This is a genomic window from Colwellia sp. PAMC 20917 (assembly GCF_001767295.1).
GTDB lineage: Bacteria > Pseudomonadota > Gammaproteobacteria > Enterobacterales > Alteromonadaceae > Colwellia_A.
In genome coordinates this window covers 1733844-1747068 of record NZ_CP014944.1, presented here as the reverse complement: position 1 = coordinate 1747068, position 13225 = coordinate 1733844, and the positions used below count along the sequence as shown (strand labels likewise).

The 13225-nt window shown below is 40.4% G+C and carries 10 protein-coding genes and 1 pseudogene; all 11 read left to right on the top strand.

The annotated features are described in order from the left end of the window. Positions 1-2 precede the first annotated feature (2 nt). The 11 genes and pseudogenes from ftsL (at position 3) to A3Q34_RS07345 (ending at position 13222) form a co-directional block, all read left to right on the top strand. Entirely contained in the window at positions 3-317 is a 315-nt protein-coding gene (gene ftsL / locus A3Q34_RS07395) for a cell division protein FtsL (protein ID WP_070374781.1), read from the top strand. Then, complete coding sequence (locus A3Q34_RS07390) at positions 314-2092, top strand: peptidoglycan D,D-transpeptidase FtsI family protein (protein WP_070374780.1); 1779 nt, start codon at positions 314-316, stop codon at positions 2090-2092. The genes ftsL and A3Q34_RS07390 overlap by 4 nt, the downstream gene beginning before the upstream one ends. Further along, a complete protein-coding gene (locus A3Q34_RS07385) occupies positions 2085-3668 on the top strand; it encodes a UDP-N-acetylmuramoyl-L-alanyl-D-glutamate--2,6-diaminopimelate ligase (protein ID WP_070374779.1) in 1584 nt (527 codons plus the stop codon). Before A3Q34_RS07390 ends, A3Q34_RS07385 begins: the two co-directional genes overlap by 8 nt. Then, positions 3665-5077, top strand: a complete 1413-nt coding sequence (locus A3Q34_RS07380) for a UDP-N-acetylmuramoyl-tripeptide--D-alanyl-D-alanine ligase (RefSeq protein WP_070374778.1) — start codon at positions 3665-3667, stop codon at positions 5075-5077. The genes A3Q34_RS07385 and A3Q34_RS07380 overlap by 4 nt, the downstream gene beginning before the upstream one ends. Continuing rightward, positions 5071-6152, top strand: a pseudogene (mraY, locus tag A3Q34_RS07375) (phospho-N-acetylmuramoyl-pentapeptide-transferase). The gene A3Q34_RS07380 and the pseudogene mraY overlap by 7 nt, the downstream one beginning before the upstream one ends. 62 nt (positions 6153-6214) lie before the next feature. Further along, entirely contained in the window at positions 6215-7636 is a 1422-nt protein-coding gene (gene murD / locus A3Q34_RS07370; protein WP_070374777.1) for a UDP-N-acetylmuramoyl-L-alanine--D-glutamate ligase, read from the top strand. A 41-nt stretch (positions 7637-7677) separates the two neighbouring features. Then, a complete protein-coding gene (ftsW, locus tag A3Q34_RS07365) occupies positions 7678-8928 on the top strand; it encodes a cell division protein FtsW (protein WP_231907472.1) in 1251 nt (416 codons plus the stop codon). Then, a complete protein-coding gene (murG, locus tag A3Q34_RS07360; protein ID WP_070374775.1) occupies positions 8915-10021 on the top strand; it encodes an undecaprenyldiphospho-muramoylpentapeptide beta-N-acetylglucosaminyltransferase in 1107 nt (368 codons plus the stop codon). The genes ftsW and murG overlap by 14 nt, the downstream gene beginning before the upstream one ends. An 11-nt stretch (positions 10022-10032) precedes the next feature. Further along, complete coding sequence (murC, locus tag A3Q34_RS07355) at positions 10033-11493, top strand: UDP-N-acetylmuramate--L-alanine ligase (RefSeq protein ID WP_070377050.1); 1461 nt, start codon at positions 10033-10035, stop codon at positions 11491-11493. Beyond that, the gene (locus tag A3Q34_RS07350; protein ID WP_070374774.1) at positions 11490-12431 is read left to right on the top strand and encodes a D-alanine--D-alanine ligase; all 942 of its coding nucleotides are present in this window, start codon (positions 11490-11492) and stop codon (positions 12429-12431) included. Before murC ends, A3Q34_RS07350 begins: the two co-directional genes overlap by 4 nt. Beyond that, positions 12431-13222, top strand: a complete 792-nt coding sequence (locus tag A3Q34_RS07345) for a cell division protein FtsQ/DivIB (RefSeq protein ID WP_231907449.1) — start codon at positions 12431-12433, stop codon at positions 13220-13222. The genes A3Q34_RS07350 and A3Q34_RS07345 overlap by 1 nt, the downstream gene beginning before the upstream one ends. Positions 13223-13225: the final 3 nt, after the last annotated feature.

Below are 13225 nucleotides of genomic sequence, written 5' to 3'. Positions count from 1 at the left end.
TTATGGCAAACTCAAAAATGGCATTGCCATTAGAAGTTTGGTACGACATTCAGCGACATATATTTATATATCTGTTGTTAGTTATGGTGGTTATTTCGGCATTTTCGGTGATTTACTTCACCCATCTAAATCGCCAAACCACCAGTGGTTTAGAAATATTATTAACAGAAAGAGATGAGTTAGATATTGAGTGGCGTAATTTATTGTTAGAGCAAAACAGCCTAGCTGAGCACAGTACGATAGAAAGCAAAGCTAGAAAATTATTACAGATGAAAAGACCGAATATAAATTCGGAAGTTATCATTCAACAACAATGAGCAAGTTAGTGAAGAAACAAGTAGATAAACAGCAAATTTCGGTGGCATGGCGTTTTTACGTTGTGGTCGGCCTAATAGTGTTTGTTTATGCAGGTTTGTTGGCTCGCAGTGCATATATTCAAATCATTGAACCCGACATGTTGAAAAAACAGGGCGATATGCGCTCATTACGTACCGCGGCTCATACAGTACAACGTGGTTCAATTGTCGACCGTAACGGCCGTGAACTGGCGATCAGTGTCCCGGTTGAAACCGTGTGGGCAGATCCTAAAATTATCATGGACAATAATGCGCTAGCAATGAAAGAGCATTGGCAAGCACTTGCCGATGTTTTAGGGCGTAATGTTAACAAACTAACTTCTCGTATTGTTAAAAACCCAACTAAACGTTTTGTTTATGTTGAACGCAAAGTATCGCCAGCAATGGCTAAATACATTAAAGAATTAAAAATACCGGGTATTCATTTACGAAAAGAATCAAAACGCTTTTATCCGTCAGGAGAAATAAGCGCTCACGTTGTTGGCTTTACCAATGTAGATGACAAAGGTATCGAGGGTGTTGAACGCGTTTACGATCAATTACTGACGGGAACTGACGGCGAAAAACAATACCGTAAAGATGCTAAGGGCCGTAAAATAGAAATACTGTCTGAGCAAGAATCTACTCAGCCCAAAGATATCGTTTTGAGTATTGACCAGCGTATTCAAGCCATCGCTTATAAAGAATTAAAAGGTGCGGTAAAAGCATTTAAAGCGACATCAGGCTCAGTCGTTGTTACTAATGTTCATACAGGTGAAATTTTAGCGCTGGTAAATAGCCCATCTTATAATCCTAATAATCGTCGAAACACGGCGATCCATCGTTTTCGAAACAGAGCGATCACCGATTTTTATGAACCGGGTTCAACCTTAAAACCTTTAACTGCATTAACCGCCTTAGAGTTTGGTTCGGTAAAAGCCGACAGCATCATTGATACCAGTCCAGGTTGGATGCGTTTAGGTGGCCGAAGAGTTGGCGACCCCATTAACCGTGGCAAATTAAGTATTACTGATATTTTGGTGCATTCATCGAATATGGGCACGACAAAATTAGCACTTTCAGTACCGAAACAATTTTTACTGAATAAATTTTTTGATGCTGGCTTTGGCGAAGAAACGGGTGTTGGCTTAGTTGGCGAAAGTTCAGGTATTATGCATGATCGCCAACGTTGGTCGAAATTTGAATTAGCGACCTTATCCTGGGGACATGGTGTTGCGGCAACCCCGCTTCAACTAGCACGTTTTTATTCAACCTTAGCTAATGGCGGCATTAAAAAGCCGCTCACAATTATTAAAAAAGATACCTTGGATACTATTCCACTTCGAGATGTACGGATTTTTTCAGAACAATCGAGTGAACAAGTTGTTGGCATGTTAGAAAATGTGGTTAATGAGCATACGCCAAATGCTAAGGTAGAAGGTTACCGTGTTGGTGGCAAAACGGGCACTGCAATTAAAGCTTTCGCTGGTGGCTATGGCAATGAATACGTTGGCTTGTTTGCTGGCATGGCACCAATTTCTGATCCTGAGATTGTGGTTGTTGTGGTTATCAATGAACCTGGCGGCGATTTATACCATGGTGGCGAAGTTGCTGCCCCTGTATTTTCAAGAGTGATGAAAGGCGCATTACGGGTATTAAATATTGCCCCAGATGCAAAGCGTGTTGCTGATATAAGACCTGTGGTCAGTGAAGACAAGCCAACGATGAAAGTAAAACAGGAGCATGCCGATGCCTAAGTTTACTTTTTCATTGAGCCAAGCACAATTATTTGACGTTTTTAAACGGTTTAATTTACCGTTACCCGCATTCGCTGAACGGGCTTATTTTCCAATGAATTTTGGAGATTTGGTTAATGATACCCGTAAATTAAAAGCGGGCGATGTCTTTTGTGCGATTATCGGCCATCAGCAAAATGGTAATGATTTTATTAACCAAGCCGTATCCTTAGAGTGTGGGTTAATCATTGCTGAATGCAGCCATGCCAGCCAACATGGTGAAATTGTTTATTTAACGACAGAAAATTCAGATAAAAAAATAGCACAAGTCTATTTCTATCAACTCAATGAAAGGTTATTTTCATTTGCTAAGGGGTATTATCAAAGTCCACAAGATAATATGACGATTATAGGTATTACTGGCACCAATGGTAAAACCAGCACCAGTCAAATAATCTCAAAATTATTAGCGAGTTGCCAACAAAGAACGGCGGTTATAGGCACTAATGGCGCTGGACAAATTGAATCGCTACAAACCGTTGAAAATACAACACCGGCGGCAACACAGTTGCATCAGTTAATGGCTGAGTTCTGTGCAGATAATTGTAAAAATGTTGCTATGGAAATATCTTCTCATGCACTTGAGCAACGGCGTGTTATAGCAAATTTACTTGATATTGCCGTGTTCACCAATTTGACTCGTGATCATCTTGATTATCATAAGACCATGACAAACTATGCTGACGCCAAATATCAAATTTTTAGTCATGATGCCAAACAAATAGCCATTATTAATGGTGATGACCAGCAAGGTAAACAATGGTTAGCGCATTGGCCAAATAAGCAAAGTCTTATTGTTTATGGTAAATCGGCCGCAGTTACTCAATTTTCAGCTTATGCCCAAGCCAGTGAGATTAAAACCCATGCTAATGGTGTTCAATTCATCCTGAATACCCATCTTGGTCAACAAGAAATTGACAGCGTACTAATGGGTGATTTCAATATTGAAAATTTATTAGCGGGTATTGCTGTATTGATGAGCAAAAATATTTCATTAAATGATATCGCGTTAGCGGTTAAAGCATTAACACCGATTGTTGGCCGCATGGAAACATTTAAAGCCAATAATAAAGCGACCACTATTGTTGACTATGCACATACTCCAGATGCATTAGTCAGTGCACTGCATGCTTGTCGCCACCATTGTAAAGGTGAGTTATGGGTGGTGTTTGGTTGCGGAGGAGACAGAGACAAAGGTAAGCGACCACTAATGGCGCTAGCAGCCGAGAATGGTGCTGATCATCTGGTATTTACCACAGATAATCCAAGAACAGAAAAAGCTGAAGATATCGTTGCCGATATGCTCGCCGGATGTCTTTTTCCTGAAAAAATTACCGTTTTACTTGACCGCGAAGCCGCTATCAAAGCTACCTTGGCAAAAGCAAAGGCTGATGACATGGTTTTACTTGCGGGTAAAGGCCATGAAGACTACATCATAGTAGCTAATGAAAAAATTAATTATAACGAACGTGAATTGGTTAAAGCCATTTATGACGTTTATCAACAACAAAGTAACACTGCAGGAGCAATCTCATGATCCCATTATGCTTAGCTGAAATTGCTTTAGCCGTTGATGGTAAGCTCGTTGGAGAAAATATCAGTATTAATAGTATTAATACTGATAGTCGAGCATTAGCAAAGGGTGAATTATTTCTTGCGCTCAAGGGGCCAAATTTTGATGCTCATCGTTTTTTGAATCAGGTGATTGAATTAGGTTGTGTAGCCGTGATTGTTCAAGATGATTGCCAACTGAGTATTCCTCAAATTATTGTTGAAGATACGCATAAAGCCTTAGGTAAAATCGCGGCTTATGTGAAAGAAAAAGTTGCTCCTAAAACGGTTGCGATTACCGGAAGCAGTGGTAAAACCACAGTAAAAGAAATGGTAGCGGCAATTTTATCACGCTTGGGCAAGGTATTAGCAACAAAAGGGAATTTTAATAACGATATTGGTGTGCCACTCACCTTATTGCGCCTTGAGCCACAGCACGAATTTGCTGTGGTTGAGTTGGGTGCAAATCACATGGGTGAAATAGCTTATACCTCAGCATTAGTGAAGCCCGATGTCGCTATTATTAATAATATTGCCGCGGCTCATTTAGAGGGATTTGGCGATTTATGCGGCGTGGCACGTGCAAAAGGCGAAATTTTTGAAGGGCTAAGCAGTGGCGGCATTGCTCTATATAACCAAGATTGTAAATTTGCTAATAAATGGCAATGGCGTTTGGTTGACAAGAAAGTGAGAACGTTCTCATGTGAACAAGCTGCTGACTGTTTCTCAAGTGATGTAATTCTTGATGATACAGGTTGTGCTGGCTTTAAGCTTAATACTCACTCTGGCAATACGTTCATTGAATTAACGGTGCCGGGGAAACACAATGTTTGTAATGCGGTTGCTGCAGCTGCGATTGCTTTAGAATTTGGTGCAAGCCTTGACGATATTCGTTTAGGCTTGGCTGAAATGTCACCGGTGAAAGGCCGATTAAATTTACATCAGTTAACACCTACGTTTAAATTAATTGATGATACTTACAACGCAAATGTTGAATCAATAAAAGCGGCTAGCGATTTATTGGCTAGCTACTCAGGTCGACGCATCCTTATCCTTGGTGATATGGGCGAATTGGGCGCACAAGCTCGAGGTTATCATCATGAAGTTGGCGATTATGCTAAACAATGCAAAATTGATGATTTACTGACGCTGGGCGTACTAAGTCAAAGTTCAGCCGATGCTTTTAATGGCCAACATTTTAGTGACAGAGTGTCCTTAATGCGTTGTTTAACTTCTTTATTGGAAAATGAGCAGCAAGCGATCTCTATCTTAGTCAAAGGATCACGTAGTGCCCGTATGGAAAATGTAGTGCAAGATATTATTAACTGGCGTAAAAATTTAGAACTATCTTCGTCAACTTCAGAACATAAATCATCGGAGATAAGTTCATGCTAGTTTGGCTAAGTGAATATTTAACACAGTATTACAGTTTTTTTAATGTTTTTTCTTATCTAACATTTCGCGCCATTATAAGTACATTAACCGCGTTAACTATATCCTTGTACTTTGGTCCTAAGCTGATCCGTTTCTTGCAAAATATGCAAGTGGGTCAAGTCGTTCGCGATGATGGCCCCGAAAGTCACTTGGTGAAAACCGGCACGCCGACTATGGGGGGTTGTTAATTTTAGCCGCTATTGTGGTCAGTGTTTTACTCTGGGCCGATTTAAGTAATACCTATGTTTGGGTCGTACTTTTTGTTATCACCAGTTTTGGCCTAATAGGTTTTGTTGACGATTATCGAAAAGTTATTCGCAAAGACCCTAATGGTTTAATTGCGCGTTGGAAATACTTTTGGCAAACCGTTGCGGGTTTAGCGACCGCCTTGTTTTTATATTCTCTTGCGCAAAGTCCCGAAGAAACAAGTTTACTTATTCCGTTCGTTAAAGACGTATTACCTCAACTGGGTATTTTTTACGTTGGTATGACCTACTTTGTGATTGTTGGGACCAGTAACGCAGTTAATTTAACTGATGGTTTAGATGGCTTAGCAATAGTGCCAACGATAATGGTCGCCGGCGCTTTTGCTATTTTTGCCTACATGACCGGACACGCAAACTTCTCTGAATATTTAAATATTCCCCACATTGCGATGGCGAGTGAGTTAGTGGTTGTTTGTACGGCTATTGTTGGCGCAGGTTTAGGATTTCTCTGGTTTAACACTTACCCTGCACAAGTATTTATGGGTGATGTTGGTTCTTTAGCACTTGGTGCAGCCTTGGGTGTTATCGCGGTTTTGGTTCGACAAGAATTAGTGTTGTTCATTATGGGCGGTGTTTTTGTTATGGAAACGGTGTCAGTTATTTTACAAGTTGGCTCTTATAAATTACGTGGCCAACGTATTTTCCGTATGGCGCCTATTCACCATCATTACGAATTAAAAGGCTGGCCTGAGCCAAGAGTTATTGTCCGTTTTTGGATTATCTCATTAGTACTGGTATTGATTGGTTTAGCGACATTAAAACTACGCTAACAATGATTGATTAATAAATCGTTTAATAAAAAATAGTATTTAAAGTAGGTATAAAGCATAAAATGACGCAAAAAATCTCACAAGCTCCGCTAGCGATAGCGCAGTTAACAACCCAAAAAATTGTTGTCCTCGGTGCAGGGTTAACAGGGTTGTCTTGTGTGCGTTATTTAGCAAAACATGGCTTAACTTGCTCGGTTAATGACAGTCGTGATAATGCCGTTAATATTGACGTTTTTAAGCAAGAGTTTCCACATACAGCGTTAACGTTAGGTGGCTGGGATAAAACACTGATCGCTTCAGCCGATGTTTTACTGGTCAGCCCAGGTGTAGATACCAGTATTGCTGACATTGCTAAGCAGATAAGCAACAATTGTATTGTTGCTGGAGACGTTGAGCTTTATTGTCAAAATAATAACACCGCTATTCTTGCTGTTACCGGTTCAAATGGTAAATCAACAGTGGTGTCTTTATTGGCTTTTCTCGGACAAAGGTTGGGTAAAAACGTTGAGCTAGGCGGTAATATTGGTGTACCGGTTCTGGAACAATCGCAAAAATCACTCGACTGCCTAGTCTTAGAACTTTCTAGTTTTCAATTAGAGACACTACGCAGTATGAAGGCGATTGCCGCAACTGTTTTAAATGTGAGCGATGATCATTTAGATCGTCATAAAACCTTAGAAAACTATGCCGCGATTAAACGAGGTATTTATCAACAGTGTCAAACGGCTATAACTAATCGTGATGATGTGAATACTCAACTTGTTGGTAAGGCGCAAAAGTCACTTTCGTTTGGTAGCGATGCAGCACTCGATGGTAATTTTGGCATGTCGGTGATTGATGGACAAAGACAATTAATGTTTGGCTCGATGCCGCTTATTGGTGTTAATCAATTACCTATTGCCGGTTTACACAATGCCTTGAACTGTTTAGCGGTATTGGCACTAGGTCATAGTGCTGGTTGGCCACTTGACGAGATGTTAGCACATTTAGTTGAATTTAAAGGTTTGGCACATCGTTGTCAGCTGATATCAACGTATAAAAATGTGCAATGGATTAACGACTCTAAAGCAACCAATGTTGGCGCAACCCTCGCAGCGATTGAAGGCTTAGCCGCTATGATGTCAGTTGATAACAACTTATATGTTATTGCGGGTGGCGATGGCAAAGGAGCAGATTTTTCCCCATTAACTAACATTTTTTCTAAAGATGTTAGCCATGTTTTTACCTTAGGTAAAGACGGCGATGAAATAGCTGCTGTCGCTAATAAAGCACAGATAAAAAATAGCAAAGTTACCGGTATTGAACAAGCGATTAATATCCTTGGCAATATTGTTAAATCAGGTGATGTAGTGTTACTTTCACCGGCTTGTGCCAGCATTGATATGTTTAAAAACTTTGCTGAACGTGGCGAAGTTTTTGTCAATGCGGTTAATAAATTGAGCGGAGAAAATAAAACACCAAGCTTGCCAGAGGAGAACTCATGACAACATCAGTTCTCTCTAAACTCGATAATATAAAACTACCCATGTGGTTATCGGCAGAGCAAGGCTCTAGCAGCGCTACATTTGATCGTACGTACTTATTACTCGCTATTAGTATGTATATGATTGGTCTCATTATGGTCGCCAGTTCGTCTATGCCAGTTGCCGAAAGATTGTTCAATGACCCGTTTCATTTTGTCGAGCGTCACTTTATTTATATTTGTATAAGCTTGTTTGTGGCAGTTGTCACGATGAGCGTACCGATGAGTCTTTGGCAAAAAAACAGTGGGCATTTACTGCTATTGGGGATTTTGCTGTTAGTTGTGGTGTTAGTGATTGGCCGAACGGTTAATGGTTCGACACGGTGGATTGTTGTGGGTCCAATAACGTTACAAGCGGCAGAGCCTGCGAAGTTGTTTTTCTTTTGTTATTTATCGTCTTATCTCGTTCGACGTCGTGATGAAGTGATGGAAAACGTTAAAGGGTTTGCTAAACCACTCGTTGTCTTTACTGTACTTGGTGGTTTGTTATTAATGCAACCCGATTTAGGTACCATTGTTGTGATGTTTGTGACCACTTTTGGTCTGTTATTTTTAGCCGGCGCTAAACTTTGGCAATTTGCTTGTGTATCTGGCGTTGGCATTAGTTTATTATCCGCGCTCGCTTATTTTTCTCCTTATCGTTGGGCGCGAGTTACCGGCTTTTTAGACCCTTGGGAAGATCCATTTGGTAGTGGTTATCAATTAACACAATCATTGATGGCTTATGGCCGTGGTGAGATTTTTGGACAAGGGTTAGGAAATAGTATTCAAAAGCTAGAATATTTACCCGAAGCACATACCGATTTTGTTATGGCGGTTGTTGCAGAAGAACTTGGCTTTATTGGCATAAGCGTGATCTTAATGCTGAGTATGTTTTTAGTGCTCAAGGCACTGTTACTTGGCAGAGCAGCTTTACAAAAAGAAAAATATTTCGAAGGCTTTTTTGCTTACGCTATTGGTATTTGGATAAGCTTTCAAGCGGCGGTCAATGTTGGTGCTAGTGCAGGTGTTGTGCCCACTAAAGGATTAACAATGCCGTTATTAAGTTATGGCGGTAGCTCGATGATCATTATGACCATGGCAGTGTTTATCTTGATGAGAATAGATCATGAGATACGTTTACAAAGTATTCAGGCGACCACTAAGAAAAAATCAAAGAAAAACAAAATAAAAAAAAGTAATGCAATGAATAAAATAGTAGTAAAACCCAAAACTAAAGATGATAAGGAGGGTGAACAATATGACTGGATTTGAAAATACAACTAGCAAAAAAGCACCCACTTTATTAGTGATGGCTGGTGGCACAGGGGGTCATATTTTCCCAGGTATAGCTGTGGCAGAAATGCTCAAAGCTCAAGGCTGGAAGATACATTGGCTTGGCACTGAAAAACGTATGGAAGCAAAAATTGTTCCTGAGCATGGGTTTGATATTTCATTTATCAATATCGCCGGTGTACGTAATAAAAGCTTGTTAGAGCGTGTTAAAATACCGTTTCAATTATTACAGTCGGTTTTACAATCAATCGCGATCTTACGCAAAGTAAAACCCGATGTTGTTTTAGGCATGGGCGGTTATGCAAGTGCTCCTGGTGGTTTTGCTGCATGGTTAATGCGTATTCCTTTAGTCTTACATGAACAAAATGCGGTTGCTGGCATGACAAACCGTTATTTAGCGAAAATTGCCACGAAAGTGTTGAGTGCATTCCCAAATGCTTTTACCGCTAATATTGACTTTCAGGTGGTTGGAAACCCGTTGCGTAAAGAAATAACCGCGTTAACGCCAGTGATCCCTGAGAATCCAAGCAGTAGTAAAAAAGTACTAGTGGTTGGTGGAAGTCTTGGCGCTAAAATTTTGAATGAAACCGTGCCACAAGCGTTAAAACAAATACAACTGCAAAATATTGACGTTTGGCATCAAACGGGTCGTGACAATCAAACAGCAGTACTGGCCAGTTATAAAAAATTTGGCTTGTCAGAAGATAAAGTTAAAGTGACTGAATTTATTGAAGATATGGCGGCCGCTTATCAATGGGCAGACATTGTTGTATGCCGAGCAGGTGCCTTAACCGTTTCAGAACTCGCTATGGCAGCTAAACCTGCTATTTTTGTGCCTTTACCTCATGCCGTTGATGACCATCAAACCAAAAATGCGATGTATTTAGTTTCACGTGGTGCTGCAAAATTATTACCACAAAAAGAATTTAACGGTACGACTTTAGCGCAAATGCTTAACAGCCTTTTTATTTCGGACAGCGTAGTAAGGTCGATGGTTAAAGCGGCGCACGATGCTGCTCACGTTGATGCCACTCTCCGTGTTGCTAATACTTGCGCGGAGTTAGTTAACTAATGAGTAAGATAATGAGAAATAAAATAGCCAATAATACCGCACCTATTAAATTACCAGAAATGCGCCGGGTAAAAAGCATTCACTTTGTCGGTATTGGCGGTGCAGGTATGGGGGGTATTGCTGAAGTATTGTTAAATGAAGGCTACCAAATTACTGGCTCTGATATTGGCGAAAATCAAGTTGTTACTCGCTTAATGGCGTTAGGTGCAAAGATTACTATAGGTCATGCGGCAGATAACATTGTTGGTGCGAGTGTCATTGTTGTTTCAACGGCAATTAAAGTCGATAACCCTGAATTGGTGAATGCGCAAACGTTACGTATTCCTGTGGTACGTCGTGCGGAAATGTTAGCTGAATTAATGCGTTTTCGCCATGGTGTTGCGATTGCGGGGACTCATGGCAAAACAACAACGACCAGTTTGATTGCAAGTATTTTTGCTGAAGGTGACCTAGACCCAACATTTGTGATTGGTGGCTTATTAAATAGCGCAGGCACCAATGCGCGTTTGGGTAAAAGTCGTTACCTTATTGCAGAAGCCGATGAGAGTGACGCGTCATTCTTGCATCTGCAGCCTATGGTTTCAGTGATCACTAATATCGACGAAGATCACATGGAGACTTACCAAGGTGATTTTGAAAAACTTAAAGATACTTACATCGAATTTTTACATAACTTACCGTTTTATGGCTTAGCGGTTGTTTGTATAGATAACGATGTTGTGCGTGAACTCATTCCAAGAATGGGTCGTCAGGTGATCACCTATGGTTTTAGTGAAGATGCTGATGTACGAGCGACAAACTTTCAACAAAATGGTGGCGTTAGTCATTTTACCGTACAGCGTGAAGGTTTTGCTGATATCAATATGTCAGTAAACTTACCCGGTGAACATAATGTGCTTAACGCTTTGGCGAGTATCGCTGTTGCAACTGATGAAGGCGTAGACGACGCGGCCATTGTCAGTGCTCTAGAAAAATTTGCGGGTATCGGTAGACGTTTTGAACAATTGGCTAATTTAGCGACAGAAAAAGGTGAGATGATCTTAGTCGATGATTATGGACATCACCCTCGTGAAGTTAAAGCAACAATTAAAGCAATGAGAAATGGCTGGCCTGAAAAACGCTTAGTGATGATTTTTGAGCCACACCGTTATTCTCGTACGCGCGATTTATACGAAGACTTTGTTGAAGTGTTATCTGAAGTCGATTGCTTATTTTTACTCGATGTTTATGCGGCGGGCGAAGCGCCTATCAACAGTGCTGACAGTAAAAGCCTAGCGCGAAGTATTCGCCAGCGTGGTCAAATTGAACCTATCTATGTTAGTAGCGCTGAAATATTAGCAGAATTGTTGCAAGCGCAATTACAAGACGGCGATATGGTTATTACACAAGGCGCAGGTACTATTGGCGTTATAGCTCGTGAAATTATGATAAACCCGTTACTCAATGTTGACCTTAAAGGGGCTAAAAAGTGAAAGCACTGAAAGACCAAAGGTTAGCTGTTTTATATGGCGGCGACTCAGCAGAACGCGAAGTATCACTTAATTCTGGAAAAGCGATTACCAAGGGTCTACAACAAGCTGGTTTTGACGTTGAACTCATCGACACTCGAGGATTTTGTTTAGCTGACTTAACTAAACGAAATATCGATCGTGTTTTTATCGCTTTGCATGGTCGAGGCGGTGAAGATGGTTGTGTGCAGGGGGCTTTACAATATATGGGCATCCCCTATACCGGTTCTGATGTCTTAGGATCTGCGTTGTCCATGGACAAAATTCGTAGCAAGCAAGTGTTTCAAGCACAAGGATTACCAACTGCGCCTTTTGCTATTGTAGAAAAAGAGGCTTACCAAGAAACTCAAGCAGAAAAAATACTGGCGACACTTGGTGGTATGGTCATGGTTAAGCCAGCCAATGAAGGCTCAAGTATTGGTATGGCCAAAGCTAAAACAGCTAATGAATTACACCAAGCATTAACGACTGCCTTTGAATATGATGACCAAATTTTAGTAGAAGCATGGATTAATGGCCCTGAATATACGGTGGCTATTTTAGGCGAAGAAGCGTTACCCGCCATTCATATGGAAACGCCTCGTGAGTTCTATGACTACGAAGCTAAATATCAATCAACGACAACACAATATCATTGTCCTGCTGGTTTGAGTGATGAAGATGAACAAGCGCTTAAAGCATTAGCGCTTAAAGCTTTTAAAGCAACTGGTGCAAAAGGATGGGGGCGCGTAGATGTTATGCGTAACAATGAAAATAAATGGCAGCTACTGGAAGTCAATACTGTTCCAGGTATGACTGAAACGTCATTGGTACCTAAAGCAGCAAAGGTACACGGCTTAAGTTTTAGTGAGCTGGTAACAAAAATAGTTGCCATTAGCACAGGACAATTAGCAGATAAATAATGACAATCACTAGTAGAAATCAACCGTCATTATCACCATTAATGACGGAGCAACAAGAAAAATTACACTGGTCTTTTTGGCTCGGTGTGACTTTTTTTGTGCTGGTGATTGTTACTATTATTTCATTCAGTTGGTTTTTAAATAATAAAATGTCATCTGAAGAGTCAATGCCTGTTACGTCGATTGTTATTGGCGGTGAAATGCCGTTTACCAATAGACAAGATATAGAAAATGCGATTGAAGATGTTAACTTAGGAAACTTTTTTAATGTTGATGTCAATCACGTACAACAGAAAGTGGCTGAATTACCTTGGGTATACTCGGTATCGGTACGAAAAAAGTGGCCGAATGAACTGAAAATTTATGTTGTTGATCAAACTCCGATTGCTTTATGGAATGGTGACTTTTTAATTAATCAATACGGTAAAGCATTTCAGGCAGACACCACACGTTTGCAGTCTGCTTTACCCGCATTTTTTGGTCCTGAAGGCAGTGAAGATCTTGCCTTAAGTAACTTTGTTAATTTAAGTAAGTTGCTGAAGTTTAGTGAGCTGTCAATTGATGAGTTGTTACTTACCGAACGTCATTCTTGGCAGTTAACGCTGAAGAACGGCATAACGCTTAATTTAGGTAGAGAAAACAAAATTGAGCGTGTACAAAGATTTATGGATGTCTACCCGCAAATAATGAAAACAAAAGAAGAAAATCAGCAAGTGGATTATGTTGATTTACGTTATGACACTGGACTCGCTGTTGGTTGGAAAACCGCAGAGAATAAACAAAGAGCTTAACTT